Genomic DNA, 26,283 nt, shown 5'->3' with positions numbered 1-26,283 from the left:
GATGAACCAACATACAAACCCCGACCGCGAGGCGCGCAACATTCTGGTTGCCAATGATCGCGGCGGCTACACCATCCCGACCGAAGGGCTTTACCCCTATCAATGGAATTGGGACAGCGCGATTGCGGCGCTTGGTTTTGCCGAGTTCGACATTGATCGAGCCTGGGTGGAACTTGAAACACTGTTCTCGGGCCAGTGGGATGATGGAATGGTGCCGCATATCCTGTTCCACAAACAGGATGACGGATATTACCCCGGCCCGGATGTCTGGGGTGGCCACGGGCCGATCCCATCCTCAGGCATCATTCAGCCCCCGGTGGCTGCAACTGTGGCGCGGAAGATCTGGGAAAAAGATGGCGATGCAGGCGCGGACCGCGTTCGCGCGCTTTTCCCATCTCTGCTGGCGTGGCATCGCTGGATCATGAGATGGCGACTCGACGAACACGGCGCGGTCTGCACCACGCATCCGTGGGAAGCTGGTCGCGACAATGCACCGGACTGGGACAAAGCAATGGAGGGCGTAGATCCCACAGGTGTCGGAGACTACCAGCGCCGTGACACAAGCCACGTCAACAGTGCAGATCGACCGACCAAATACGACTATGACCGCTATATCAAATTGGTTCAGATCGGCTGTCAGGCCGACTGGGATCAACAGAAGTTGCTGAGCCTGAATCCCTTCCGAGTCGCAGATCCGACGATGACATTTATCACTCTGCGCGCCGCACGCGATCTGCAGGAGATCAGCGAAAGGCTTGGAATTGCTGCGGATGGACTAAGTAGCGACATTCAAAGGCTCGAAGCGGGCGCGCGATCTTTGTGGAACGAAACGCTGAGCTCGTTCGACTCGCGTGATGCGCTGACTGGTGATTGGGCCGGAAGCATCTCTAACGCGTCGTATCTTTGCTGGTTTGGGGGGCTTGATTCACAGCACATGCTGGAGCGCCTGCAGGCGACGCTTGCAAAAGTACCCTTTCCAGTTCCCAGCTATGACCCCGCGATGCCCAACTTCGACCAACGCAGGTACTGGAGGGGTCCCACTTGGGGGTTCATGAATATGCTGATCGGGTTTGGATTGGCGGATATGGGGCACCTGGAAGAAGCCGAGGCACTGCGCCAGAAAACGTCGCAGCTGATCGCAACGAACGGCTTCGCTGAATACTACGATCCACTGACCGGCAGCCCTGCCGGAGGGAATTCATTCACCTGGACAGCCGCAGTTTGGCTGCATTGGGCAGGGAGGAACTAATGGGCAGCATCGAACTAAAATCCGTCGAAAAGTGGTTTGGCTCGGCCCAGGTCATCAAAGGCGTTGACCTAATGATTGATGAAGGTGAATTCATCGTCTTCGTCGGTCCATCGGGCTGTGGAAAATCCACCCTGCTTCGCATGATCGGTGGGCTTGAAGATATCTCGCGCGGATCGCTACTAATCAACGGCAATGATGTCACGGATCACCCACCCTCCAAGCGGGGTCTGACGATGGTGTTCCAATCCTATGCGCTTTATCCCCACCTGACGGTCGCCGAAAATATGGGGTTCTCACTTAAGGTCGCGGGTGTTCCGAAGGCCGAGATAGCAGAGCAGGTCAATAAAGCCGCCGAGGTTCTCAAGCTGGGACCTTTTCTGGAACGTCGCCCCAAGGACCTGTCCGGTGGACAGCGGCAGCGCGTTGCGATTGGTCGTTCTATCGTGCGCGACCCGACGGCGTTTCTGTTCGATGAACCGCTCTCGAATCTTGATGCAGCGCTTCGTGTCGAAATGCGTTACGAAATCGCGAAACTTCATCAGAACCTAAAGCGCACAATGATCTACGTGACGCACGATCAGGTTGAAGCGATGACATTGGCCGACCGCATCGTCGTGCTTGAGTACGGCAAGATCGCGCAAGTCGGCACACCCCGCGAACTTTACGAACGCCCTGCCAATCTGTTTGTCGCACAGTTCATTGGCAGCCCCAAAATGAACATATTGCCGTGCACGACTCAGAACGATGGCTACACTCTGGAACATGGCAGAGGCGGCGACTTCGCGCGCTCGGGTGTAGCAAGCAAACTCGGCATTCGCCCCGAACACATCGATGTTGTATCGTCGGGCGATGGGCAATGTGATGGCATCATCGAGGTGATTGAGTATCTGGGGGCAGATACCTTCCTGATCGTGGATTGCGGCGCCGAAGAGAAGGTTACCGTGCGCCTGAATGGGGACACCGCTCTAAAGCCTGGGGCAAAGATCGGCCTGCATTTTCCCACCGACAAACTTCATTTCTTTGACGAGAATGGGCAGGCATTGGTAGAGCAATGAACGTTGCTTCCTATCAGTTGAGGTTAAACAGTTCTGCTGATCGGGTCTGAGTTTCACCACTGATTATTCTTTGGCGGTGGGGCGAAATAGAGAACACGCATAGCGCTTGCTTGGATGCCAACGGATGGCGGGGGCCTCTGAACTCACGTGATCATCGTCCGGTGTGTCACATGGATTGAATGACCGCTGCTGGGTTTGGGCCCTTGTTCAGCGTCTCGTAAGACTTGCAGAAACACTGAAACTAGAAAGCCCCCGCCAATGGCGGGGGCTTTTACTTAGATTGTGTAAGCTAAATTAACGGCAGTTCAGTGGCACTGCAAAACCCGAACTGCGCTCGGACGAACCTTTGCGGTATACATCACCCGCGGGCAAGCATCCGGTAAAGCGTTCCGTTTGAGCGCCAAAGGCCGAGCCCACCGATGTATCAACTTTGGTGGAGTTGTTTTCCGTACGCAGGACGCCGAACAACTGACCGTTTACACTGACATTGCTCAGGTACAGATTGGTATCACTGCCAGTGAGCTGAACTGAATTCGCATCTGAGCGACCGCCATTATCGATTGCGACACCCGCGATCTTTTCAAGCTCGGCTTTGTCCGATGTAACCTGTACCGTTGGTAGCTTGGCCAGTTCCGCCGGGATGTTGGTTTCTGGCGGCAAAAAGGCTACGGCGCCTTTCACATCCGACACTGTGCGCGGTTCACCATCAATCCCGGTGAAACCAACACCTTCGCGGTTAAAGGGGTCTTCGCAGGCTGACAATGTCAGAACAGCAAGAGCGGGCAACAAGATTTTTTTCATGGCGGTCAACATTTTGGAAAGGGTTGCTGAAGCGTAGCGGCAGGGGATTAGAAAAAGCAAGCCGCTGAGATTCAGAACACCCAAACCTCTGATGCGCCCCTGCAACGCCCCTGCTTGGTTTAAGCCGACCAAGAGATACCCCAAAACAATACAAAAAAGGACCCTGCATGGCAGAGTCCTTCTTCAAAAAGTATGTCAGAGGGCAGATTACTTGATCTTGCCTTCTTTGTACTCGACATGCTTCCGAGCGACCGGATCGTATTTACGAATGGTCATTTTCTCGGTCATGGTGCGCGCGTTCTTCTTGGTCACGTAGAAGTGGCCCGTGCCCGCGGTCGAGTTCAGACGGATCTTGATTGTCGTCGGCTTCGCCATGGTTATCTCCTGCGTCCGAAAAGGCAGGGGCCTTTCGGTTGAATCCTTATGAGCGTGCGCTTTTAACCGCTCATGCGCCCAAGTCAACCGGATTCGCCGCGTTAGGGGAACAATTCCTGACACGGCTTCAAGAGCAGTCGATTTGGAGCGCTCACGATTCTGTGATAGTGTCGCCGGAACCTTCGAAGCCCGTTTTGCGGACTTAGGTAATACCGGGCCGGATGTAAATTCCGGCGGACAACACCGCTCACAACTATAGCAACGCCCGGCTGTCTATTTAGCCGGGTCTTTTCCGGTTTGCGCGCAATCCTGCACGCGACACGGCCAAGGAGTCGGCCGCTTTTAGCGCTCCGAATAAACTGCAACCAAGGGAGAGAAATATGCCTGTTTTCATTACCTATGCGTCTTATTCGCAAGATGGGGTCAAAGGAATGTTGGCAAAACCGGAAGATCGCACCGGTCCCGTCAAGGCCTTGCTTGAGAAAGCAGGCGGCAGACTGATCTCATTTTATATAACCACCGGAGGCAATGATGTCGTCGTTATCAGCGAACTGCCTGAAGGCAGTGATGCTGTGGCAATTGGCATGGCCGTCGCGGGCACGGGTGCGGTTTCGAGGATCGAGACCGTTCGCGCATGGTCGGCGCAGGAATTTGTTGCCGTCGCCGAAAAAGCTGCAGCACTTGGCGGCACCTACACACCTCCGGGCGGGTAACAGGAGATGCGCGGAGGGCCTGTAAGCCGGATCCTGTTCCAGGGTTGCCCCCTTCGATGACCATTCCTCTAGGCCGTGCATTGCTGCGCGGCTCGAGCTGCCAACCCGGTCCCTCTCGGCCAAGGCGTGCCTAGCGGCGGTATCGGTTTGCACCGACCGGCCCGCGCGGGGACCCTATTCGGCATTGCTCCCGGTGGGGCTTGCCGTGCCGCCACTGTTGCCAGCGGCGCGGTGGGCTCTTACCCCACCGTTTCACCCTTGCCACACGTGTGTGGCGGTCTGATTTCTGTGGCGCTTTCCGTCGGGTTTCCCCGCCCGGGCGTTACCCGGCACCGTTGCCTTGTGGAGTCCGGACTTTCCTCTCGGGCCTTACGACCCCAGCGGCCATCCGGCCCTCCGCGCGTGGGTTGGGTAGGCTCTGTGCAAGGTGGCGTCAAGGGTGGTTGGCACGTTAAAGGGGCCAGCCCCTTCTTGGCCTGCGGCCAATTCATCCCCGAGATATTTTTGGCCAGATGAAGGGCGGATCAGGTTGATCTTGGGAGTGGACAGAGCGCTTTGAGATCATCGGGGTGCAAGGGGCCGGAGGCCCACGGGCGATAGCGCAGGCGCGTGGAATTTAGGAGCGTCTTCTCGTCGCTTGTCGCTGTGTAGCCCCGGTTCTGCGCCAGCTCGCGGAAGTTGACGTTCGGTTCGAGGGCAGTACCACGCCGAGCGGCAAGGCGCTGGTGTTCCAACCTTTGCCAGTCGAACCGGGGGCCGGGGTCGGACTTGCGGCCCGGTGCCATGTCGGAATGCCCGATCACACCCTCTGGCGCGATGGTCCAACGCTGCATGAGTTCGGGCAAAAGCTGTTCCAATACACGCATTTGGGGTTCGGCAAACGGGTGATCTCCGCCATTGTCCAGCTCGATCCCGATCGAGCGGGAGTTTATGTCGGCTTGCCCTTGCCACTCCCCTGCCCCGGCGTGCCAAGCGCGATCTTCCTCTCGGACAAGCTGCCATAGCGCACCGTCACGACCGATCAGGTAGTGGGCGGAGACCTCGGGACCCGGATCGCAGAGACGTTCAAGCGCGGCAGCAGCGCTCTCCATTGCGGTGTAGTGCAGCACGATCAGCTTGGGTGACAGCCCATCCCGACGGGGGCCGAAATTGGGCGATGGGTGCCAGATGGGGGAGAGCTTAGTTGTTGACGGCACTGCGGAACGGGCTGGGGTCCCAGCCGCAGGCGTAACCGTCGCCATCCGGATCCAGCCCTTTGCGGTCACGCTGGGGGCCTCCATTCGACAGAAACTCAATCTGCGCCTGATCAGGAGAGGCGAACTGAGCGCAGTTGCGCTGTGCCTTGGCCTGCAGGTTAAATCCGGCTCGGCTGTACAACTGGGTACCGATGGGGTTCGAAGTGCTCAGGGCGTATTGCACGATATTGGGTTGCCCGTCAGAGCCACGCTCGGGCACGGCAGTAGGGGCGACGACCTCGTAAGACTGCCGATTCTGTTCGATACGAGCGGCGTCGGCATCGACACTGCGACGGTTTGAGACAGCCTCAAAATCCTGTTCATCAGAGATACTTGGGTTGATTGTTGCAGTCAGAGGCGCGACGCGCGTCTCTTGACCCGACGTATTCGCCAAGGCAATGGCCGTCTGGTTGGCGATGTCAGAGGCGTCGCCTGTTGGTACGGCACCAACAGCCCCCTGCGCCGAGAGCGGCTGCTCTGAAACCGCCTCGGGTGGCGCAAGCGGATTACCGGCCAGACCCTGCCCGGCCAGTTCGGCCTCGCGCTGCGCCTGATATTCCGGCGTATTGAAACCGGTACCCGAAACAGGGGTAACGGTATCACATGCCGCGATCAGCCAAAGGGCCGGGATCAGAAGCAATTTGCGCATTTGGCTGCTCCGGTTCTTTATTGCCGTGTCAAGTTTGAGGATTACCACCATTTTCCGGGCTTGGCCACAAACCCAGCCGCGCTCTCTAGCGCGTAGGCGGTGTTGAGCAGATCGCCTTCCTCCCACGGACGGCCGATCAGCTGCAGACCCAACGGAAGGCCCTGTTTGTCCAGACCAGCAGGAACCGAAATACCGGGCAGGCCAGCGAGGTTCACTGTCACGGTGAACACATCGTTCAGGTACATCTGAACAGGATCAGCCTCGGTCATCTCGCCCAGACCGAACGAGGCCGACGGCGTTGCCGGGGTCAGGATCGCATCAACGCCTGCGGCAAAGACATCTTCGAAGTCCTTCTTGATCAGGGTGCGGACCTTGCGGGCGCGGTTGTAGTAGGCGTCATAGAAGCCTGCAGACAGCACGTAGGTGCCGATCATCACCCGGCGCTGGACCTCATGACCGAAGCCTTCGGCGCGGGTCTTTTCGTACATCTCGGTGATGCCATCGCCCTGAGCCAACTGCGCTCGGCGGCCATACCGGACACCGTCATAGCGGGCGAGGTTCGACGACGCCTCGGCAGGAGCAATCACGTAATAGGCAGGCAGCGCGTATTTGGTATGCGGCAGCGAGATATCTACGATTTCGGCGCCTGCGTCTTTCAGCATAGCGGTGCCATCGGCCCAAAGCTTTTCAATCTCGGCAGGCATGCCGTCCATGCGGTATTCCTTGGGGATACCGATTTTCTTGCCTTTGATATCGCCGGTCAGCATCGCCTCGAAATTTGGCACGGCCAGCTCGGCGCTGGTGGAATCCTTGGGGTCATGACCGCACATGGTTTCCAGCATGATCGCTGCGTCTCGGACGTTCTTGGTCATCGGACCGGCCTGATCCAGAGAAGAGGCGAAGGCCACAATGCCCCAGCGCGAGCAACGACCATAGGTTGGCTTGATGCCGGTGATACCGACAAAAGCAGCAGGCTGGCGGATCGAACCGCCGGTATCGGTACCGGTCGCGGCCAGACACAGGTCAGCCGAGACAGCCGAGGCTGAGCCACCGGACGAGCCGCCGGGTGTCAGCTGTGCATCGTCATTGCCGCGCCGCCACGGGCTGACCGCATTGCCGTAAACGGATGTTTCATTAGACGAACCCATCGCGAACTCGTCCATGTTCAGCTTGCCCAGCATCACAGCACCAGCATCCGCCAATTGTTGCGACACGGTGGATTCGTATTCGGGCTTGAACCCCTCGAGAATTTTCGAGGCCGCTTGCGAGGGCACGCCCTTAGTGCAAAACAGGTCCTTGATGCCGATCGGCAGACCGCACATCGAAGGCGCGTCATCGCCTTTGATCCGCTCATCCGCCGCCTTGGCGCGCTCCAGCGCGATCTCGGGCGTTTTGTGGACAAAGGCGTTGAGCGCGTCGGCGTCGTCAATCGCCTTGAGGCAAGCCTCGGTCAGTTCAACGGATGTGACATCTTTGGCACGCAGCGCGTCGCGGGCCTCGGCCAGGCCCAATTTGTTCAGTTCGCTCATGACTTACTCCACAACTTTTGGAACAGCGAAGAACCCTTCGCGCGCATCGGGGGCGTTGGATAGGACCTTGTCCTGCTGGTTTCCATCGGTGACCACGTCCTGACGACGCTTCAGGCGCATCGGCTCAACCGAGACCATCGGCTCGACGCCTTCGACATCCACTTCGTTCAGTTGCTCGATAAACCCGAGGATATTGTTGAACTCGGACGCCAGCGCAGGCAGCGCATCATCCTCGACCTTGATCCGGGCCAGTTTGGCCACCTTGGCGGCGGTGCTTTGGTCAATCGACATCGGAAACCCTCATCTACGTTAGGGGGCGTTTACCTGCCTGCCGCAACACTCGCAAGAGCGACAGGTGGCAGACGCGGATTCAATCCCAATATCGCCAGCTGCCATGCATATTTGAATGGCTGATATGCAAATAAGTAAACCGATTAGTTCAGTTTTGCCATTGAATAAATGAACCGAACAGTTCACCTCAATATCGTGACGCAACGAGAAATCGGAGACACCTCATGAAAAACCTTCTTCCCGCCTTCATCTTGTCCGCTCTGGTTCTGACCTCGCCCGCCCTGGCTTTGGGTATAGATATGAACAATCTGACCCGAAACCTTAGCTTCCCCGCGCCTGTTTCGGAGCCCGTGACGAGGGACCACACCCAGGCAGGCAAATAACCCTGACCTGCGCGCCGGATCGGTACGCCCCCTCCCGATCCGGCGCTTTTTACAATTGACTGCTGCACCCATTCCAACAACTCGTTAGCATGGTCTTGGACCAAACGCCGAACCACCCGTCAGGTGCAGTTCAGGCGAGCTAACGGAGCAGAGAATGAGCACACGCAAGCAAACCGTTCTGGACGCAATTGACGCAGCAAATGCGCAAGACCCTAATATGGAGGACGGCCAGCCGGTCGAGCTGCTTTATGGCCAACGCATGAGCGCAGAGCTGGATCGGCTATTTCCCGATGCGTCGGATGCTTTACAGATCGCCGCACGTGGTCAGCATGTCGAACGCTGGAAGCTAAAGCGCACTGAATACCCCGAAGGACGTGCAGGGTATCTGGCCTGGAGGAAGGCGCAAGGCGTATATCACGCTGACGTTGTGCAAGGATTCATGGAACAGGCTGAATATGGTGCGGACGATATAGAAGCCGTCGGGCAAATGCTGCGCAAACAGGGGATCAAGCGCAATGCCGAAGTACAGGCGCTTGAGGACGTGATCTGTTTCGTTTTTCTGAAATGGTACTTTGAACCTTTTGCCGCCAAGCACTCCGCCGAAAAAATCCAGCGCATTGTTGAAAAAACGGCTTTCAAGATGTCAGCCGAAGGCCGCGCGCGCGTATTGGCTGAATTTGATCTGCCCGAGGCTTTGGCTGCTGCGTTCAGGGATTAACCAATCAGGATGATGCTTCGGTGGTTCTGATCAATGTCCTGATCCTGCAGCCACCGCAGCTCCGGCAGGTGGATTTCGGATCGCCCGCAGATAAACCTCAATCATCCAGCCCAGCATAACTGCATTCAGAATGTGCCACATAAAATGCGTCCCCGTTGGCAGATACCCGCAAATTGGAGTGTCCAGTGATCGAAAGGTGATCGAGGTGATCAGGACAGTTGCTCCTATTGTCAGCCCACGCGCAGTGTCCGGGGCTTTCCGGCGCAACAGAACCGCATAAATCAGAATCAATAGAGGAACTGGGGCGTATGCCGCCGAGCCACCAAGGCCAGGCACCAACTGGAATAGCGGGATCGTCAGCGCCACGTATGGAAAGAACAGCGCGGTCAAACCCAGCGCGTATCTGTTGCTCAGCCGCCAGACATCGCGATTCACTGCGTAGATGTAAACGAGGATGTACAGCAGAATTGGCGTCACATCCAAGATCGCCGCCCAAACCTGCGCATGTGTATGGAACAGATAGCTGCCAATTCCTATCATCGCCAATATGACAACCAAAGCCATCGCCAACGGTGCGCCCTGCCCGCGCGCCCTTTGCCACATCACAAATGCAGCAATAAGAAAGGCCGCATTGGTAATCGCGTTTATCGGCTCGGCCCAATACGCGGGCGAGAGCCGCTCACAATATCCATCAACATACTGCGTCCAATCCATAGATTTTTACATAGCCGATGCTAGGCTAACTCCAAGCGGAAAATGGGAGGATTCTCTATGGATATCATTTGGCTGGGACATGGCAGCTTTCGCATCGAAACAGCAGGACAAGTTCTATTGATCGATCCCTGGCTGACGGGCAACCCGTCTTTGCCCGAAGATCAGCATGACGCAGCCGTTGCGGGCGCGACGCATATCCTGCTGACTCATACTCATTTCGATCATGTCGTCGATGTGCTGCCGCTGGCCAAACATCTAAACGTGCCCGTGGTCGGGCAATACGACCTGATGGGCTACTGGGCCGAGGCTGAAGGCATTGAAACGGTCGGATTCAACAAAGGTGGCACGGTTGACCTAAACGGTGTCAAATTAACGATGGTGCCTGCCTCGCACAGCTCGACCTTCTCGACGCCTGATGGTCTGCGTACGGGTGGAACCGAGGTCGGCTATATGATCGCGTCAGAGGACCGTATGCTCTATTTCTCTGGCGATACCGACATTATGGCCGACATGGAGTGGATGGGTGATTATTACAAACCCGATATCGGCATCCTTTCGGCAGGCGGCCACTTTACCATGGACATGAAGGGCACTGCCTATGCTGCCAAGCGGTATTTCAATTTCAAGACAGTGATCCCGTGCCATTACAAGACCTTTCCGATTCTCGCGCAATCGGCTCAGGAATTGGCTGACGGGTTACCCGGTGTCGATGTAATCGAGCCCGAGGTCATGCAGGCGATTTCTCTCTGATGCCCGCGTCGGATTTCAGCGCGCAGGAATACGCTGACCGCATTCACAAGACCCGTTCTGCGATGGATCAACAGGGTATCGAGACCTTGTTGATCACGGACCCATCGAACATGGCGTGGCTCACAGGTTATGACGGTTGGAGCTTTTACGTACCGCAGATGGTCATCCTGCCCGCCAGCGGATCGCCCCTTTGGTGGGGCAGAACGCAGGACAAAGCGGGGGCCGCTCAGACCACCTGGCTGGACCCGAGGGACCTGCTGGACTGGCCCGAAGAGCATGTGCAACACCCGGACCACCATCCGGTCGACGCGCTCGTCTTTGCGTTGCGGGATCGCGGCTGGACCGCTGGTATCGGCGTGGAGATGGATAACTATTATTACTCAGCCGCCAGTCACCGCATCCTCGAACGCGCCTTCGGTGCATTGATTGATGCCACAGGGCTTGTGAATTGGAAGCGCGCCGTAAAAAGCGATGCCGAGATCGCAATGATGCGCAAGGCGGGTCAGCTGACCGCACATATGCACGGTGTTCTGCGTGACGCATATCAGGAAGGAATGCCCAAAAACCAACTTGTCGCCGAAGTGCAGGCGGCAGGCATCGCCGGACTGCCCGGCCTAGCCGGAGATTACCCTGCTATCGTGCCGATTGCACCCTCCGGTCGTGAGGCTTCTGCTTCGCACATTACTTGGAACGACCGACCTCTGGCGCGGGATGAGGCGACCTATTTCGAAATCTCCGGCTGCTATCGACGCTATCACTGCCCCGCCAGTCGCAGCCTGTTTCTGGGTGATCCCCCGGATGATATCCGCCGGGCCGAAGCCGCCGTTCTAACCGCTATCGACGACACAATGACCGCCGCACGCCCTGGCATCACCTGCGAAGAGGTCGCGGCTTGTGTCTATGACAGTTTCGCCCGCGCGGGGTATGTCAAAGCCAACCGCACCGGCTATCCCATCGGGCTCAGCTATCCGCCCGACTGGGGCGAGCGCACCATGAGCCTGCGACCCGGTGACACGACGGAATTGCAAGAGAATATGACCTTTCACCTAATGCCCGGCCTCTGGACCCCAGACTGGGGACTGGCGATTACCGAAAGCTTTGTGGTGACGTCAGATGGGGGCAAGCCTCTGGCTGATATCCCACGTGAGATGGTCGTAAAAACTTAACCGCGCTGCGTCGCGAAGAAGCGTTTCAGCAGCGCGGCAGCCTCTTCGGCGGCAATGCCGTCATAGACTTCGGGTCGATGGTGGGCCTGTGGGTGCGAAAACACCCGCGCGCCATGTGCGACACCGCCAGATTTCGGATCGGAAGCGCCGTAGTAGATGCGCCGGATGCGGGCTGCGGCCAGCGCTGCGGCGCACATGGCACAAGGCTCAAGGGTTACGTAAAGATCATGATCGGGTAAACGCTCGGACCCGGCCGCGGCACATGCGGCGCGCAGAGCCAGAATCTCAGCATGGGCAGTGGGGTCATTCAACTCGCGGGTGCGGTTCCCATCTGCGGCCACCACCTGCCCGTCGGGCGCGACGATCACCGCGCCGACCGGCACTTCACCTCGGTCTGCTGCCGCCTGTGCCTGTTCCAGCGCCTGTTTCATGTGGGATCTGAACTTCATGCCTCTGACTGCCTCAGAAACCCGTCTTTCGCAAGCCGCCGGGATGGGTTATGGCCGGAGGATGACCAATACCCCTCCTCCCGGCGACCGGATCGCCAAAGTGCTGGCCCGCGCCGGTGTCGCCTCGCGCCGCGAAGCTGAACGCATGATCGAAGCCGGACGTGTGACCGTGAATGGCAAGGCGATCAACAGCCCTGCGCTGAACGTAACCGCCAAGGACAGGATTACCGTCGATGGCAAACCAGTATCCGAGCCCGAGCCATCACGCCTGTGGCTCTATCACAAGCCACCAGGACTGGTGACGACGGCGCGTGATGAAAAAGGCCGCAAGACGATTTTTGACGACCTGCCCGAGGATATGCCCCGGGTCATGAGCGTCGGGCGACTCGATCTGAACTCGGAAGGATTGCTACTGCTGACTAATGATGGCGGCATCAAGCGCAAGCTGGAACTGCCCTCAACTGGATGGCTGCGCAAATACCGGGTGCGGGTAAATGGACGCCCCAAAGACGAGGATTTCGAACCGCTGCGCAAAGGCCTGGTAATCGATAGTGAACGGTTTCAGCCCATGACCGTGACACTGGACCGTCAACAGGGCGCGAACGCTTGGCTGACCATCGGCCTGCGCGAAGGCAAGAATCGCGAAATCCGCCGCGCTATCGAAGATATCGGTTATGTGGTGAACAGGCTTTTGCGGGTTTCTTACGGCCCATTCCAACTGGGCAACCTGAAACCCGGCGAGGTTGAAGAAATCCGCCGCCGTGTCATGCGCGACCAACTGGGGCTGGATGCTGAGGATAGCGGAATACCCCCGGCCAAACGCCCTGCTCGACCGCAGCGCAAAAGACCAGCAATCGGCAAGAAACCTCGCAAGTGACGCGGGTTATTCAACCTTCCCCCTAGCGCCAAGCCCTCGTATCGCCTAAATTTTCCCTGATGGTCACAGTTGGGGGGCGCCATGTCCGGGACCGGAGTACAAAAATTGGCCTATGCGGCCCTGTTGGTGCTGTTGTTCGGCGTCTGCACCGGTCTGTTGGGGGGCCTGTAGCGAAATGGCCAAACGGTACGGCGGCAAATTCAGCCCAGAAGGCGATGTTTCCTCGCAGGATCAGCCATCGCGTGGCCAATTCGATGGTGCCCGTGTCGAACCGGCAGGTGCACGCGCGAACATCCTGTTTGTCCCGGCGATACCACTGGTGTTTCTGTCTCTGAACGATGGCGCGATCGGAATGACCATAGGCCTGGTTGCGGCAGGGCTACTGACCGCCGCCGCGTTTCTGCTGCGCGAAGGTTTAAGGGCCGAATCCGCTTACAACGCCCGCCGCACCGCACGCAGACCTGCGTTTCCCCGCAAGATGTTTTCCAGCGTTCTGACCGGTTTGGGGGCGGCGCTAGCCTCATACCGGACCGAATTTCTGGACGCCGAAACAGCATCACAGGTAAGCCTGCTGGCCCCCATCCTGTTTGGCGCCGCTGCAACGGTTCTACATTCGGTTTCCTTCGGCCTCGACCCAATGAAGGACAAAGGAATGGAGGGTGTCGACACCTTCCAGCAGGACCGTGTCGCACGCGTGGTCGAGGACGCCGAAACCCATCTGACCCAAATGACAGATGCAATAAAACGCGCTGGTGACCGCCGGATCGAAGCGCGGGTCGAGCGCTTTCAGGATACAGCCCGCGACCTGTTTCGCACGGTCGAGGAAGACCCGCGCGATCTGGCCGGTGCCCGGAAATACCTGACGGTTTATTTGCAAGGCGCACGCGATGCGACGGTGAAGTTTTCGGACGTCTATGCCCGTACCCGCGATGCGCAGGCGCTGGCGGATTATTCGGCTCTGCTGGACGATTTGGAACAGAATTTCGCGGCGCGGACGCGAAAGATGCTATTGGATGACCGCAGTGATCTGACGGTTGAAATTGATGTGCTGCGCGACCGGCTGCAGCGCGAAGGCGTCCGGTTGGACTGACCGGCTTTTATGTAAGCGAGGATTACCCCATGTCCGATGAGATCAAGAACAAGGCAGTCGAGGCTGAAACGCTGGTGCAGGAAGTCACCGCGGTCGCCCTCCCCGAGCCGCAGGCCGAGATTGTCCCGCTGGAAGAGGCCGACGAACCGGTTGGCGCTGAAATCCGCAAGCGGATGGGTGAGATCGATATGGGCGACACAAACTCGATCGTCTCGTTCGGATCATCCGCACAGGCGGAACTGCAGGAGATCAGTCAGGCCATGCTGGCCGATGTACGCAATAAGGATGTGGGCCCGGCGGGCGACAGCCTTCGCAACATCGTAACAACGATCCGGGGGTTTTCAGTCAGCGAACTGGATGTGCGTCGCGAACGTAGTTGGTGGGAAAAACTGCTGGGCCGCGCTGCACCCTTTGCCAAGTTCACAGCGCAGTATGAAGACGTTCAAAGCCAGATCGACCGGATCACTGATGATCTTCTGGGGCATGAGCATACACTGCTGAAAGATATCAAGTCTTTGGATCTGCTGTACGAAAAAACGCTGGAGTTCTACGACGAACTCGCACTGTACATCGCAGCGGGAGAGGAGAAGCTGACCGAACTGGACAGCCACGACATTCCTGAAAAAGAGGCCGAAGTTCAGGCCGCGCCCGAAAACCAACAGGTGATGAAAGCGCAGGAATTGCGCGACTTGCGTGCTGCGCGCGATGATCTGGAACGCCGGGTCCACGACCTGAAGCTTACCCGTCAGGTGACGATGCAATCGCTGCCCTCCATCCGTCTGGTGCAGGAAAATGACAAGTCGCTGGTGACCAAGATCAACTCGACCCTCGTCAACACAGTACCGCTCTGGGAAACCCAGCTGGCACAAGCTGTCACCATACAGCGCAGTGCCGAGGCCGCCGCTGCCGTACGTGATGCCAATGATCTGACCAATGAATTGCTGACCTCGAACGCCGCCAACTTGCGCGAATCCAACAAAATGATCCGCGAAGAGATGGAGCGTGGCGTCTTCGATATCGAAGCCGTCAAACAAGCCAATGCAGACCTGATCGGCACCATCAACGAAAGCCTCGCCATTGCAGACGAAGGCAAGGCCAAACGCGCCGCAGCCGAGGAAGAACTGAAGAAGATGGAGGCCGAATTGCGCGACACGCTCGCCTCGGCCAAGGCGCGACAGGACGGGATCGGCGACAATGCCGGAACGGCTGTTCCCGGATAATGGAAACAGCGGGCGTGCGGCCATTTCATCGCGCTAAGATTGCAGTATTGGGCTTGTCGCTGCTGGCATTTGCTGGCTGCGATGAGGCATTGACGACGACGATCGCTCCTGAACCTCAACCTGCCCAGCCGCAAGGCCTGAGCAATGCATATCAAGCGCCCTCACCAGCGAGCCTTGATCTCGCGCGATACTATGAAAGTGTACAAAACAACTTGCTGACGCGCGGGTTGCTGAGAACCGATGGCGGTGGCCCTGATACGCCCTATGATGCCGATGATCTGGCTCGGAACTTTGAGACCATAGCGTTTTATAATGAATATCCGGGCCAAGCCGTTGCCAGCGGCAGCAGTCGCACCAGCCGACAGCTTAGTCGCTGGTCGTCGCCGGTTCGCATAAAGCCCGAGTTTGGTCCATCGGTTGCACCTGAAGTCCGCCAGCAAGAGACCACCCGAATTGACGCCTACGCCAACCGCTTGTCGCGGCTCACTGGACACCCGGTCTCAACCACCACCCGGAATGCAAATTTCCACGTCTTCGTGGCGGGTGAAGATGATACCGCTTATGTGCAAGCCCGGCTGCGACAACTGATCCCGGGCATAGGGCAGGCACAACTTGACCTCTTCGACAAACTGCCGCGCTCTTTCTATTGCTTTGTATTCGCTTCGGCGTCGAACAGCGCGCCACAGACATATACCCGGGCTGTTGCCCTGATCCGGGCGGAACATCCCGATCTGGTGCGCCTGAGTTGCGTCCACGAAGAGATCGCTCAGGGATTGGGGCTGCCGAATGACAGCCCGTCTGCCCGGCCATCAATCTTCAACGATGACGACGAGTTCGCCCTGCTCACAAGCCATGATGAAAAACTACTAACCATTCTATACGACCCGCGCCTCAAGCCAGGCATGACAGCTGACGAAGCGCGGCCAGTGGTCCGTATCATTGCACGCGAATTGATGGGGCAGTCGCTCTGACCCCGAAGACAGGAGAAATCCAATGGGAATTTTTGATTTTCTGACCGGTGAATTCATAGATGTCATCCACTGGGTCGACGATACGCGCGACACCATGGTCTGGCGGTTCGAGCGTGAAGGACACGAGATCAAATACGGCGCCAAGCTGACCGTGCGCGAAGGTCAAGCGGCGGTCTTTGTGCATGAGGGGCAGTTGGCGGATGTCTTCACCCCAGGTCTCTACATGCTTGAGACAAACAACTTGCCGATCATGACGACGCTGCAGCATTGGGATCACGGCTTTCAGTCTCCGTTCAAGTCTGAAATTTACTTCGTTAACACGACCCGGTTCAATGACCTGAAATGGGGCACCAAGAACCCGATCATGCTGCGCGATCCCGAGTTTGGACCAACACGCATCCGGGCCTTCGGCACCTATACAGTGCGGGTCAAGGACCCGGCGAAATTCCTAGTAGAGATCGTAGGCACCGATGGTGAATTCACCATGGACGAGATCAGCTTTCAGATCAGAAACATCATCGTGCAGGAATTCAGCCGCGTCATCGCAGGCTCGGGCATTCCAGTTCTCGATATGGCGGCGAACACTGCCGATCTGGGCAAACTGATTGCCGCCGAGGTGTCACCGGTGCTGGACGGGTATGGTTTGAGCATGCCCGAGTTCTACATCGAGAACATCTCGCTGCCACCAGCGGTCGAGGCCGCGCTGGACAAGCGCACATCGATGGGGTTGGCGGGCGATCTGGGCAAGTTCACGCAGTATTCCGCAGCCGAAGCGATGACGGCAGCTGCAAGCAACCCCGGTCAGGGTGGCGGCATGGGCGCAGGTCTTGGCATGGGAATGGGCATGGCGATGGCGCAGCAGATGTCAAACATGGCAGCGGGTCAGCCGAGCGGCCCTTGGGGCGGTTCCGCCCCCGCTGCCCCGCAAGCCGCAGCGCCTGCGGCACCGCCACCCCCGCCACCCGTCGAGCACGTGTGGCATATCGCGGTGGATGGCCAGACCAGCGGGCCGTTCTCCAAGGCCAAGATGGGTCGTATGGCAACCGATGGTGAAATCACGCGTGATACCCACGTCTGGACCGCCGGTCAGGACGGTTGGAAGAAGGCAGGCGATGTGCAGGAACTGGCACAGCTGTTCACGATCCTGCCTCCGCCGCCTCCGGGCGCGTGATCTGACATTTGGTAACCTGATTTCGAGGTTCTGTCATGGCGAAAGACGAACACCGTTTCCCCTGCGACCAATGCGGGGCGGATTATCGGTTCAATCCCGGTGACGGAACGCTGACTTGCGATCATTGTGGCAACACCAGAACGATCGGTGCTGGCCCATGGGGTGGTGCAAGTCTGCGAGAGCTGGATTTCGACGCCGCCATCGCGGATCGCTTGCCTGACAGCGAGATTGAAGAAACCCGTGTTCTGACCTGTCCGAACTGCGCGGCTCAGGTTGAGTTTGATCCGAACACCCATGCTGCGGAGTGCCCGTTCTGTGCCACTCCGGTAGTGACCGATACAGGCGTTAGCCGCCATATCAAACCCCGCGGAGTGTTGCCCTTTGCACTGGATGAACGCTCGGCCCACAAGGCAATGGGGGATTGGCTGGGCCGACTGTGGTTTGCACCCAACGGTTTGAAGGAATACGCCCGAAAGGGACGCAAGATGCAGGGCATTTATGTCCCGTATTGGACCTTCGACGCTGATACCAAGTCGAGCTATCGTGGGGAACGCGGTGTGGTGTATTACGAAACTCGAACCGTCATGCGCGATGGAAAGCGCGTACAGCAACAGGTCCCCAAAGTGCGCTGGACTCCAAAATCCGGACGGGTCGCACGGTTCTTTGACGATGTTCTGGTGTTGGCGTCTCAATCGCTGCCCAAATCCTATACCGATGCGCTGGAGCCATGGGACCTGCCTGCGCTTGAGCCATACCAGCCAGAATATCTGGCCGGTTTCCGCGCCGAGGCTTACACGGTCGAACTGCGAGAAGGTTATCAAGAGGCCCGCGCACATATGGCACGGGTGATCGAGCGTGACGTGCGCTTCGATATCGGAGGCGATCGTCAGCGCATTCACGCTGTCGACACCGAAGTGCGAGATGTCACATTCAAACACATCCTTTTGCCGGTTTGGATGGCGGCCTACAAATACCGCGGCCAGACCTATCGTTTTGTGGTCAATGGCCGGACCGGCCGCGTTCAGGGTGAGCGTCCCTGGTCCGCAATCAAGATTACGATCGCCGTGGTTCTGGGCCTTCTCGTTGCGGCCGGCGTCGGGTATCTGGTGGCAACTGGACAGCAATAACGCTGATAAGCAGAGCACGCTCATGGAACCTACTCCTCGGCATGCCTGAAAGGAGATGTTGAATTGCACCTTGACGCTCTGAACGCGCTCTTGGCCGATCGTTTTTCTTGCCGTGCCTTTCGCACGGACCTGGTGCCGCGCGAACAGATTGAACAGATCGTCGCCAGCGCTGCGCGTGTTCCAAGCTGGTGCAACGCGCAACCCTGGCAGATCGTGATCACCAGCGGGGCCGAGACAGACCAGTTTCGAGACGCGTTGCAACACGAAGCCTCGCACGTTGCGCCTGCTCCGGACCTACCCTTTCCAACCGGCTATTCCGGTGTTTATCAAGAGCGCCGTCGCGCCTGTGGCTGGGCCCTCTACAAAGCGGTTGGTATCGAAAAAGGTGATCGCAGGGCCTCGGCGCAACAGATGATGGAAAACTACGCTCTGTTCGGCGCCCCACATTGCGCCATACTGTCCAGCCCGGCTGAACTGGGCCCTTACGGCGCGATGGATTGTGGTGGCTTCGTGACCGCATTTTCACTGGCGGCGCAGGCCGTGGGTGTTGCTTGTATCCCGCAGGCAGCGGTAGCGGCCCATGGCGCATTTCTTCACCGTTATTTCGGGATATCAGAAGATCGCTTGATTCTGTGCGCGATTTCGTTCGGATATGCGGATATGGATCACCCGGCGAACGCGTTCAGAACGGAACGTGCCGCGCTGGATGAAGTGATCGATTGGCACGAATAGCAATAGAATACAGGACCTGCAGATGCGCGCCTTACTTCAAAGAATTTCCAGTGCCTCGGTCAAAGTCGATGGAACAGTGATCGGGCGATCGGGCCCCGGATTGATGATTCTGGTTTGTGCGATGCAGGGGGATGGAGAGACACAAACTGATCAATTGGCTGAAAAGATCGCAAAGCTTCGTATCTTCAAGGACGACGCGGGAAAGATGAACCGGTCGATATTGGATATTGAGGGCTCGGCCCTGGTGGTCAGCCAGTTCACCTTGGCAGCTGACACATCGCGTGGAAACAGGCCTGGGTTTTCCAAGGCCGCCCCGGCGGCTGAGGGCGAACACCTCTACGAGGCGTTTGTACACAACCTTTCATCGCGGGGCATTCCGGTTGAGACAGGTGCGTTCGGAGCTGACATGGCGGTAGAGTTGGTCAATGACGGACCAGTCACAATTTGGATGGAAAGCTGATGCAGAGTTCGCAACAGGCACAGGACATTTGGCGCGCAGGTGTGGCGGCGGTTGATGGATATCGCGCAACGCTGGAGGCCACTCAGGCGATCGAAGCCCCAGATCAGATATTGGCCGTTGGAAAAGCCGCAGGTGCCATGGCCCGTGCCGCCGTCGAACGGTTTGGCCCAATGCCCACTCTGGTGGTTACCAAGGATGGCCATGGCCACGACCTGCCTGAGCATATTGTGGTGATTGAAGCTGCACACCCGGTTCCCGATGCCCGCAGTCTGAAGGGTGGGCAGGCATTGCGCGAAACGGTTGAGGCGATGAAACCCGACAGCAAACTGCTTCTGCTAGTTTCGGGAGGGGCTTCTTCGCTTGCCGAGGACCTCGTGGCCGGTACGACATTGGATGATCTTGAGGCCCTCAACCAAAGACTGCTGAGTGAAGGTCTCGACATCGGTGCAATGAACACGGAACGGCGCAAGCTGTCCCGGATCAAGGGTGGCGGTTTGTTGTCGGCATTCTCAGGGAAAAGTGTGACCGTTCTGGCGATCTCGGACGTCCCGGGTGATGATCTGGGTGTTATTGGCTCCGGTATCGGATCGTCGCCTGAAGAACCGGAGTTTTCTGCCCACACCGCGATAATCGCATCAAACGCACACGCGCGCGACGCCGCAGCATTTGCGGCTGAGAACTCAGGCATCAAGGTCCTCGACAACGAAGAAGCGATGCACGATGACTATCTCTCGGTTGCAGCTAAATTAGGAGATCGGCTGCGAAATATGCCCAAGGGCGCCATGGTATTTGGCGGCGAACCAACCGTGGTCCTACCTGATGCGCCAGGGCGTGGTGGGCGCAATCAGGCCCTTGCTCTGGCACTCGCGCGCGAAATCGCAGGGCAATCTGATTTGACCGTCATCGTCGGAGGAACAGATGGCACCGACGGGCCAACAGATGCAGCAGGCGCCATCGTTACCGGTGACACTTGGTCCGATAAGGCGCAAGCGTATCTGGACAATGCAGATAGCGGCAGTTTCCTCGACAAGGCGGGGGCGCTGTTGGTCACTGGACCCACAGGAACAAACGTAATGGATCTGATTGTTGCAATAAAAAACTGATCCTAGACCCTGACTCCGCCCATCCGAAAAACCCACCAGATAGAATCACTTAAAGGCCGGAATGGCGTTTGATCTGTGGAACGAAAGTTCATGCAAAACTGACCAGGCAACTATCGGATAATTTGTTTAGGTCAGAGTAAGTAGTTAGGAATAAGGGGTTTTGGATTTCCAAAGGCTCATAACAAGATCATCTGGCGCGATCAAAGGCGGAACCTCCCCATTATTTCAAGAGATTTGCACTTGCCCGCTGCCCTGAATTGCACCTAAGTTGACTCATGCGTCAATAAAAAGCCCACCAACGGGCTGAACATCCTATCAACTGGGAGAAATCTGGATGAACGAACAACTCACTCACATGTCAAAGCAGGTCACAGCTGGAAAGCTGACCCGCCGTGAATTCATGGGTAAAGCAGCGGCACTGGGTGTCTCGGCCGCAATGGCAAGCACTATGTTTGCCGATGCGGCACGTGCCGCTGGTCCGAAAAAGGGCGGCGATCTGAAATTCGGTTTGCAGGGTGGTGAATCAACCAACTCACTTGATCCGGCAACCTACGCAAGCTCAGTCCCGTTCCAGAACGGCAAGCAGTTCGGCGACCAACTGGTCGAAGTGGCGCCCGACGGAACCATCGAACCGCGTCTGGCTGAAAGCGTCGAAGGAAGTGCAGACGCGAAAGTATGGACGTTCAAGCTGCGTCAAGGGGTCGAGTTCCACAACGGCAAGACCATGACCAGCGAAGACGTGCTGAAAACTATGCAGCGTCACTCGAACGAAGATTCCAAATCAGGTGCCTTGGGCATCATGAAAGGCATCGAGTCGATGAAGGCCGATGGAGACAATTTCCAGGTCACACTGACCGAGCCGAACGCTGACCTGCCGTATCTGATGGCCGACTATCACCTCATCATTCAGCCCGATGGCGGCATGGATAATCCTGCGGCAGGTATCGGCACCGGCCCGTACAAACTAGAAGTGGACGAACCCGGCGTCCGCCACTTGTTCACCAAGAACGAAAACCACTGGAACAGCGATTTCGGCAATTTTGACAGCGTAGAAGTTGTTGTGATCAACGATGCGACGGCACGGACCGCTGCACTGCAGTCCGGACAGGTCCACGCCGTCAACCGCGTTGAACCCAAAGTTGCCGACCTGTTGGGCCGTGCGCCTAACCTGACGGTGCATTCAACCGCTGGTCGCGGTCACTATGTCTTCATCATGCATTGCGACACGGCTCCGTTTGATAACAATGAACTGCGCACCGCACTGAAGTACGCCATCAACCGAGCGGAATTGGTTGACAAAGTTCTGCGCGGCTATGGCTCGATCGGGAATGATATGCCGATCAATTCAGCCTATCCATTGTTTGATGAAACCATCGAACAGCGCGAATTCAGCGTTGAAAAGGCTGCAGAGCACTATAAGAAATCTGGACATGATGGCTCTCCGATTATTTTGCGCGTTGCCGATGGTGCGTTCCCAGGTGCTGTAGATGCTGCTGCTCTGTTCCAGCAGACTGCTGCACAGGCTGGAATTCCGCTTGAAATCAAGCGTGAGCCCAATGATGGCTACTGGTCCGAGGTTTGGAACGTTCAACCCTTCTGTGCGTCTTACTGGGGCGGCCGTCCGGTTCAGGACCAGATGTACTCGACTGCGTATCTGTCGACCGCAGACTGGAATGACACGAGGTTTAAGGTTCAGGCGTTTGACGACTTATTGTTTGCAGCAAAGGCGGAACTCGACCCTGAGAAACGCAAAGCCATCTATAGCCAGATGGGTCAAATGGTCCGCAACGAAGGCGGCCTGATCTGCCCGATGTTCAACGACTTTGTCGAAGGCGTCAGCAACCAGTTGGATGGCTGGGAATCTGACCCAACGCAAGAGATGATGAACGGCAACATATCCCGCAAAATGTGGTTCGTCTAAAACGGGCTACGGATAATGCATCCCATCATCAAATTGGTTTCCCAGCGCCTGGCGCTGGGACTCCTTTTGCTGCTCGGCGCTTCGGCCCTGATTTTCGGCCTAACCGAAGCCCTACCCGGAGACGCCGCGCAAGCCGTCCTGGGGCAGTCCGCAACTCCAGAGGCCTTGGCAAACCTACGCGAAGAAATGGGCCTGAACCGGCCTGCCCTTACACGCTATTTCGAGTGGTTGGGCGGCATACTTCAGGGTGACCTGGGTCAATCCCTGACCAACAAACTTGATATCTCCGAGAGTATTGGAAAACGCCTTGGGAACACTCTTTTCCTGGCTTGCGTGGCAGCAATAGTTTCCGTACCGCTTGCAATCTTTCTGGGGCTGCTTGCCGTGCGGTTCCGCAATCGCTGGCCCGACAAACTGATTTCAGCCATCACCCTGACGACGGTTTCGATCCCCGAGTTTCTGATCGGTTATGTGGTGATCTACTATATCTCAGTGAAATTGGGGTGGTTCTCGTCGCTTGCGATGATCAATGATTCTATGTCGTTTGGACAAAAGTTGAATGCAATCGCACTGCCTGCCTTTGTTCTGACGCTGGTCGTGCTGGCGCAGATGATGCGCATGACGCGCGCGGCCATTCTGAACCTCATGCAATCGGCCTATATCGAAACCGCTGAATTGAAAGGCCTCAGCACATTTCAGGTTATTGCCCGCCATGCCTTTCCTAACGCGATTTCACCGATCGTGAACGTCGTCATGCTGAACCTGGCCTATTTGGTCGTGGGTGTTGTCGTGGTCGAGGTTGTGTTCGTCTATCCCGGTATGGGGCAATACCTTGTGGATGCCGTGACCAAACGTGATGTGCCGGTTGTTCTGGCCTGCGGCGTGGTGTTTGCGGCCGTTTATATCGGTCTGAACATGGTTGCAGATATCGTGTCGATCCTTGCCAACCCAAGACTGAGGCATCCGAAATGATAAAGAACATTCCTCTTTCGGCTCTGATTGGCCTTATCTTCACCTTCGCTTATTTCTTCGTGGCGATCGCCGCCCCGTTGATTGCACCCTATGGAATGGCAGAAGTCGTCGGCGACGTCTGGGAGCCGAGCAGCCCCGAACATCTGCTAGGCACTGACAATATCGGTCGCGATCTGCTGACCCGCATGATCTATGGCGGGCGCACGACAATCTTCATCGCGGCAGCGGCGACGCTGCTCAGCTTTCTGACCGGTACGTCGCTGGGCTTGCTGGCTGCTGTACTGGGCGGATGGGCTGATCAGGCGCTCAGCCGTACGGTGGATCTGATCATGTCAATCCCGACTCTGATCCTGGCACTGGTCATTCTGGCCATCGTTCCGGTGACCGTCCCGATCCTAATCCTTGTTATGGGCTTACTGGATGCCACCCGCCCGTATCGCCTATCGCGATCTGTAGCGGTGGACATCAACGTTATGGACTATGTTGAAGCCGCCAAGCTGCGCGGCGAAGGGCGCGCCTGGATCATCTTCCGGGAAATCCTGCCCAATGCGCTGTCGCCACTTGTGGCCGAATTCGGACTGCGGTTCATCTTCATGGTTCTGTTCATCTCGACCCTGTCGTTCCTGGGACTGGGCGTCCAGCCACCGCTGGCTGACTGGGGCGGTATCGTGAAAGAAAACAAGGATGGCATCGTCTATGGTATCGGCGCAGCGCTTTATCCCGCTGTGGCCATTGCGACGCTGGCAATCTCGGTCAACCTGGTGGCTGACTGGGTCCTGAATCGTACCACATCGCTGAAAGGAGGCCGGGGATGAGTGATATCCTTCTCAAGGTCCGCGACCTCAAAATCGGCGCGACCGTCTATCCGCCGGGTGAAAAGCCCCATGACATCGAGATCGTGCACGGGGTCAGCTTTGACCTCGCGCCAGGCAAGGTGCTGGGTCTGATCGGCGAATCCGGGGCTGGCAAATCTACCATCGGTCTGGCCTCAATGGCCTATGGCCGTGGCGGTGTGAAAATCACCGGGGGCGAGGTTTGGGTGAACGGGCGTGATATCCTCAAGACATCTCATGGGGACATCCGCAAACTGCGCGGTGGTGAGGTAACATATGTTTCCCAATCCGCCGCCGCATCGTTCAACCCCGCAAAGAAGATCATGGATCAAGTGGTCGAGGCCGCAGTTGAGCAGAAGAAGTTTTCGCGCAAAGAGGCTGAAGCCCGCGCGCGTGAGCTTTTTGCCAAGCTGGGTCTGCCCGACCCTGACAATATCGGTGATCGTTACCCGCATCAGGTTTCGGGCGGACAGCTGCAGCGCTGCATGACGGCGCTGGCGCTTTGCCCCGAGCCTGATCTGGTGGTTTTTGACGAACCTACCACGGCACTGGACGTGACTACCCAAATCGATGTGCTGATGGCCATCAAAGACGCCATTCGCGACTCGGGCGTTGCCGCCTTGTATATCACCCATGATCTGGCAGTTGTGGCCCAGGTCAGTGATGACATCATGGTGCTGCGGATGGGCGATACGGTCGAATACGGAAATACCGACCAGATCATCAACCGCCCGCAAGAAGAGTACACACAGGCGCTGGTTTCGGTCCGCTCAATCGAGCACGCAGAGAAAAAACCAACTCCTGAACCCGTGCTGAGCGTCGATGGTATCACCGCGCGCTACAAAGGCTTGAATTTCGACGTGCTGCATAATGTCAACGTCGAGCTTCATCCGGGCCAGACACTGGCGGTTGTGGGTGAATCCGGGTCGGGTAAGTCTACGCTGGCACGGGTCATCACCGGGCTTCTTCCACCCCGTGATGGTGAGATTACCTTTGCGGGCCGCAAGCTCAGCTCTGATCTGAAAGGCCGCACGCGTGAAGACCTGCGTGAGCTGCAAATGATCTACCAGATGGCCGACGTGGCAATGAACCCGCGTCAGACCGTCGGTACGATTATCGGCCGCCCACTCGAGTTCTACTTCAACATGCGCGGCGCCGAGAAACGCAAGCGGATCGTTGAGCTGCTGGATGAGATCGAACTGGGCGAGAAGTTCATCGATCGTTATCCGGCGGAACTGTCGGGTGGTCAAAAACAGCGTGTCTGTATCGCGCGATCGCTGGCGGCCAAGCCAAAGATGATCATCTGTGATGAGGTCACCTCGGCGCTCGACCCGCTGGTCGCGGACGGTATCCTCAAGCTGCTGCTGGATCTGCAAAAGATCGAGGATGTGGCATACCTGTTCATCACCCACGATCTGGCGACAGTCCGTGCGATCAGCGATAGTATCGCGGTGATGTATCAGGGTCGGGTGGTTCGCTACGGTCCCAAGAGTCAGGTGCTAAGCCCTCCGTTCGACGACTATACAGACTTGCTGCTTAGCTCGGTGCCTGAGATGCATCTTGGTTGGCTGGAAGAGGTTGTCGCCCACCGCAAAATGGAGAGCGCGGGGAACTGATCCGCGCCCTTCTCATAGAAACACCGAAGACCATTCAATTTCCCGGCGCTGTGAACACAAGCAGACGTCGGGATTTTGCTATTTGGGGCGCAAATGCGCAGCCATAGCCGGAC

General features: G+C 57.4%; 28 protein-coding genes and 1 other RNA gene. 20 read left to right on the top strand and 9 right to left on the bottom strand.

Going from position 1 to position 26,283, the window contains the following annotated elements; all coding sequences use genetic code 11:
* The first annotated feature begins 1 nt into the window (after position 1).
* Both ACR0CZ_RS07115 and ACR0CZ_RS07110 read left to right on the top strand, forming a co-directional pair.
* Positions 2-1,249, top strand: a complete 1,248-nt coding sequence (locus ACR0CZ_RS07115; RefSeq protein WP_480503505.1) for an MGH1-like glycoside hydrolase domain-containing protein — start codon at positions 2-4, stop codon at positions 1,247-1,249.
* Positions 1,249-2,304, top strand: a complete 1,056-nt coding sequence (locus tag ACR0CZ_RS07110) for an ABC transporter ATP-binding protein (RefSeq protein ID WP_170392212.1) — start codon at positions 1,249-1,251, stop codon at positions 2,302-2,304. Before ACR0CZ_RS07115 ends, ACR0CZ_RS07110 begins: the two co-directional genes overlap by 1 nt.
* A gap of 294 nt (positions 2,305-2,598) precedes the next feature.
* On the opposite strand, the gene ACR0CZ_RS07105 is transcribed toward ACR0CZ_RS07110, so the two are convergent.
* Together ACR0CZ_RS07105 and rpmG are read right to left on the bottom strand one after the other, a co-directional pair.
* Positions 2,599-3,105, bottom strand: a complete 507-nt coding sequence (locus tag ACR0CZ_RS07105; RefSeq protein ID WP_170392214.1) for a membrane lipoprotein lipid attachment site-containing protein — start codon at positions 3,103-3,105, stop codon at positions 2,599-2,601.
* A 207-nt stretch (positions 3,106-3,312) separates the two neighbouring features.
* The gene (gene rpmG / locus ACR0CZ_RS07100; protein ID WP_010441901.1) at positions 3,313-3,480 is read right to left on the bottom strand and encodes a 50S ribosomal protein L33; all 168 of its coding nucleotides are present in this window, start codon (positions 3,478-3,480) and stop codon (positions 3,313-3,315) included.
* Positions 3,481-3,860: 380 nt separating this feature from the next.
* Between rpmG and ACR0CZ_RS07095 the strand changes: the two genes are divergently transcribed.
* Positions 3,861-4,193 carry a GYD domain-containing protein gene (locus ACR0CZ_RS07095; protein WP_170392216.1) on the top strand — a complete coding sequence of 111 codons (333 nt, stop codon included), beginning with the start codon at positions 3,861-3,863 and terminating at the stop codon, positions 4,191-4,193.
* Between the two features lie 6 nt (positions 4,194-4,199).
* Here the strand turns inward: ACR0CZ_RS07095 and rnpB are convergent.
* From rnpB to gatC, 5 genes are all read right to left on the bottom strand, one after another.
* Positions 4,200-4,593, bottom strand: an RNA gene (gene rnpB, locus ACR0CZ_RS07090) — RNase P RNA component class A.
* A gap of 124 nt (positions 4,594-4,717) precedes the next feature.
* Positions 4,718-5,389 (bottom strand): N-acetylmuramoyl-L-alanine amidase, encoded by a 672-nt coding sequence (locus ACR0CZ_RS07085; RefSeq protein ID WP_480503508.1) that lies wholly within the window; start codon positions 5,387-5,389, stop codon positions 4,718-4,720.
* Complete coding sequence (locus ACR0CZ_RS07080; protein WP_170392220.1) at positions 5,373-6,077, bottom strand: excalibur calcium-binding domain-containing protein; 705 nt, start codon at positions 6,075-6,077, stop codon at positions 5,373-5,375. Before ACR0CZ_RS07080 ends, ACR0CZ_RS07085 begins: the two co-directional genes overlap by 17 nt.
* Before the next feature lie 41 nt (positions 6,078-6,118).
* Positions 6,119-7,606, bottom strand: coding sequence for an Asp-tRNA(Asn)/Glu-tRNA(Gln) amidotransferase subunit GatA (gene gatA, locus ACR0CZ_RS07075; RefSeq protein ID WP_170392222.1), 1,488 nt, complete (start codon positions 7,604-7,606; stop codon positions 6,119-6,121).
* Positions 7,607-7,609: 3 nt separating this feature from the next.
* Entirely contained in the window at positions 7,610-7,897 is a 288-nt protein-coding gene (gene gatC / locus ACR0CZ_RS07070) for an Asp-tRNA(Asn)/Glu-tRNA(Gln) amidotransferase subunit GatC (protein ID WP_170392224.1), read from the bottom strand.
* A gap of 224 nt (positions 7,898-8,121) precedes the next feature.
* Between gatC and ACR0CZ_RS07065 the strand changes: the two genes are divergently transcribed.
* Both ACR0CZ_RS07065 and ACR0CZ_RS07060 read left to right on the top strand, forming a co-directional pair.
* Entirely contained in the window at positions 8,122-8,280 is a 159-nt protein-coding gene (locus ACR0CZ_RS07065; protein ID WP_170392226.1) for a hypothetical protein, read from the top strand.
* Positions 8,281-8,434: 154 nt separating this feature from the next.
* On the top strand, positions 8,435-8,998 hold the full coding sequence (locus tag ACR0CZ_RS07060) for a DUF4202 domain-containing protein (protein WP_170392228.1): 564 nt from the start codon (positions 8,435-8,437) through the stop codon (positions 8,996-8,998).
* Between the two features lie 30 nt (positions 8,999-9,028).
* Here ACR0CZ_RS07060 and ACR0CZ_RS07055 read toward each other — a convergent pair whose 3' ends face one another.
* Entirely contained in the window at positions 9,029-9,712 is a 684-nt protein-coding gene (locus ACR0CZ_RS07055) for a ceramidase domain-containing protein (protein WP_170392230.1), read from the bottom strand.
* A gap of 57 nt (positions 9,713-9,769) precedes the next feature.
* Between ACR0CZ_RS07055 and ACR0CZ_RS07050 the strand changes: the two genes are divergently transcribed.
* Entirely contained in the window at positions 9,770-10,462 is a 693-nt protein-coding gene (locus ACR0CZ_RS07050) for a metal-dependent hydrolase (protein WP_170392232.1), read from the top strand.
* Complete coding sequence (locus ACR0CZ_RS07045) at positions 10,462-11,628, top strand: M24 family metallopeptidase (RefSeq protein ID WP_170392235.1); 1,167 nt, start codon at positions 10,462-10,464, stop codon at positions 11,626-11,628. Before ACR0CZ_RS07050 ends, ACR0CZ_RS07045 begins: the two co-directional genes overlap by 1 nt.
* Here ACR0CZ_RS07045 and ACR0CZ_RS07040 read toward each other — a convergent pair.
* The gene (locus ACR0CZ_RS07040) at positions 11,625-12,077 is read right to left on the bottom strand and encodes a nucleoside deaminase (protein WP_170392237.1); all 453 of its coding nucleotides are present in this window, start codon (positions 12,075-12,077) and stop codon (positions 11,625-11,627) included. The two genes, ACR0CZ_RS07045 and ACR0CZ_RS07040, sit on opposite strands and share 4 nt — an antisense overlap.
* A gap of 61 nt (positions 12,078-12,138) precedes the next feature.
* Here ACR0CZ_RS07040 and ACR0CZ_RS07035 point away from each other — a divergent pair, with 61 nt between their 5' ends.
* The 13 genes from ACR0CZ_RS07035 (at position 12,139) to ACR0CZ_RS06975 (ending at position 26,170) form a co-directional block, all read left to right on the top strand.
* Positions 12,139-12,954 (top strand): pseudouridine synthase, encoded by an 816-nt coding sequence (locus ACR0CZ_RS07035; protein ID WP_480537016.1) that lies wholly within the window; start codon positions 12,139-12,141, stop codon positions 12,952-12,954.
* 175 nt (positions 12,955-13,129) lie between these two features.
* A complete protein-coding gene (locus ACR0CZ_RS07030) occupies positions 13,130-14,044 on the top strand; it encodes a 5-bromo-4-chloroindolyl phosphate hydrolysis family protein (protein ID WP_170392241.1) in 915 nt (304 codons plus the stop codon).
* A 29-nt stretch (positions 14,045-14,073) separates the two neighbouring features.
* On the top strand, positions 14,074-15,264 hold the full coding sequence (locus ACR0CZ_RS07025; RefSeq protein ID WP_480537017.1) for a toxic anion resistance protein: 1,191 nt from the start codon (positions 14,074-14,076) through the stop codon (positions 15,262-15,264).
* Complete coding sequence (locus ACR0CZ_RS07020; RefSeq protein WP_170392245.1) at positions 15,264-16,235, top strand: DUF2927 domain-containing protein; 972 nt, start codon at positions 15,264-15,266, stop codon at positions 16,233-16,235. The genes ACR0CZ_RS07025 and ACR0CZ_RS07020 overlap by 1 nt, the downstream gene beginning before the upstream one ends.
* Before the next feature lie 22 nt (positions 16,236-16,257).
* Complete coding sequence (locus tag ACR0CZ_RS07015) at positions 16,258-17,406, top strand: SPFH domain-containing protein (RefSeq protein ID WP_170392247.1); 1,149 nt, start codon at positions 16,258-16,260, stop codon at positions 17,404-17,406.
* 35 nt (positions 17,407-17,441) lie between these two features.
* Complete coding sequence (locus tag ACR0CZ_RS07010; protein WP_170392249.1) at positions 17,442-18,533, top strand: TFIIB-type zinc finger domain-containing protein; 1,092 nt, start codon at positions 17,442-17,444, stop codon at positions 18,531-18,533.
* Positions 18,534-18,596: 63 nt separating this feature from the next.
* Positions 18,597-19,265: a nitroreductase gene (locus ACR0CZ_RS07005; protein WP_170392251.1), complete on the top strand. Its 669-nt coding sequence runs from the start codon at positions 18,597-18,599 to the stop codon at positions 19,263-19,265.
* 22 nt (positions 19,266-19,287) lie between these two features.
* Complete coding sequence (dtd, locus tag ACR0CZ_RS07000) at positions 19,288-19,725, top strand: D-aminoacyl-tRNA deacylase (protein WP_170392253.1); 438 nt, start codon at positions 19,288-19,290, stop codon at positions 19,723-19,725.
* The gene (locus tag ACR0CZ_RS06995; protein ID WP_170392255.1) at positions 19,725-20,828 is read left to right on the top strand and encodes a glycerate kinase type-2 family protein; all 1,104 of its coding nucleotides are present in this window, start codon (positions 19,725-19,727) and stop codon (positions 20,826-20,828) included. The genes dtd and ACR0CZ_RS06995 overlap by 1 nt, the downstream gene beginning before the upstream one ends.
* A gap of 334 nt (positions 20,829-21,162) precedes the next feature.
* The gene (locus tag ACR0CZ_RS06990; protein ID WP_170392257.1) at positions 21,163-22,749 is read left to right on the top strand and encodes an ABC transporter substrate-binding protein; all 1,587 of its coding nucleotides are present in this window, start codon (positions 21,163-21,165) and stop codon (positions 22,747-22,749) included.
* A gap of 15 nt (positions 22,750-22,764) precedes the next feature.
* Positions 22,765-23,721: an ABC transporter permease gene (locus tag ACR0CZ_RS06985; RefSeq protein WP_170392259.1), complete on the top strand. Its 957-nt coding sequence runs from the start codon at positions 22,765-22,767 to the stop codon at positions 23,719-23,721.
* Entirely contained in the window at positions 23,721-24,536 is an 816-nt protein-coding gene (locus ACR0CZ_RS06980; protein WP_170402849.1) for an ABC transporter permease, read from the top strand. The genes ACR0CZ_RS06985 and ACR0CZ_RS06980 overlap by 1 nt, the downstream gene beginning before the upstream one ends.
* Complete coding sequence (locus ACR0CZ_RS06975) at positions 24,533-26,170, top strand: ABC transporter ATP-binding protein (RefSeq protein ID WP_170465094.1); 1,638 nt, start codon at positions 24,533-24,535, stop codon at positions 26,168-26,170. Before ACR0CZ_RS06980 ends, ACR0CZ_RS06975 begins: the two co-directional genes overlap by 4 nt.
* Positions 26,171-26,283 lie beyond the last annotated feature (113 nt).

The sequence above is a fragment of the Ruegeria sp. H9 genome, from assembly GCF_056532915.1.
The sequence above is the reverse complement of the archived record's forward strand: the minus strand, read 5'-3'. Positions and strand labels throughout refer to the sequence as shown.